An 867-nucleotide genomic window follows, 5' to 3' on the forward strand; every position below is an offset into this window, starting at 1 on the left:
GAGGGTGTTGGGGAATTAGCGTTGTGCCAAATAAAAGCGAGTCAGTAAGTTGCGGGTGGAGTTCCTAGGCTCCCACTCGCATTATGGTTGATGGATACCAACCCCTTACTGACTCGCAGTGGCAAGTTATCGCGCCCCTGCTGCCCGTGCAACGTAAACGGCAGCATTGCCTGCGCCATATTTTGGACGCCATCCGCTACATCTGCCGCACGGGCTGCCAATGGCGCAGCTTACCCACGTGCTTCGCTCCCTGGTCAGCTGTGTATTACTATTTCCGCCGCTGGCAGCTCAACGGGCTCTGGCAGCAACTCACTGACCGGGTCAATCAGGCCGACCGTCTGGCCGCTGGCCGGGCGGCGGTGCCCTCGCTCATTTGCCTTGACAGCCAGAGCGTGCGGCTGGCCCCGCGCATTTTTGAGCACCGGGGCCTGGACGGCGGCAAACACGTCAATGGCCGCAAGCGGCAGATTCTGACCGATGTACAGGGGCGTATCCTGGCTTGTCGCGTCCACGCGGCCAACGGCCACGACGGGGGCGAAGCGCTGCTGTTGTTGCCCGCCCGTCCCCAGTGGGGCCAGCGGCTGGTGACGGTGGTCACGGACAAAGGGTATCGGGGGCGCTTTGCCCAGCACCTGGTTCGGCTGGGCCTTACCCACCAACTCGGCAGCCGCCCACCTAGCGCCCGCGGCTTCGTGCCGGTAGCCAAACGCTGGGTCGTGGAGCGAACCTTCGCCTGGCTCACGGGCTTTCGCCGTTTGGCGATTGACTATGAATTTACGCCTCGTTCGCACGAAACCTGGATACTAGTCGCTAACATGACCATGTGTCTCAATCGATTAGCACATGATTAATCCCCTAACACCCTCT

1 protein-coding gene is annotated in these 867 nt (G+C 61.4%); it reads left to right on the forward strand.

The features are described 5' to 3' along the window. The first annotated feature begins 83 nt into the window (after positions 1-83). A complete protein-coding gene (locus tag HW556_RS18385; RefSeq protein WP_176901567.1) occupies positions 84-851 on the forward strand; it encodes an IS5 family transposase in 768 nt (255 codons plus the stop codon). Positions 852-867 lie beyond the last annotated feature (16 nt).

Source organism: Hymenobacter terrestris (genome assembly GCF_013377905.1).
Taxonomy (GTDB): domain Bacteria; phylum Bacteroidota; class Bacteroidia; order Cytophagales; family Hymenobacteraceae; genus Hymenobacter; species Hymenobacter terrestris.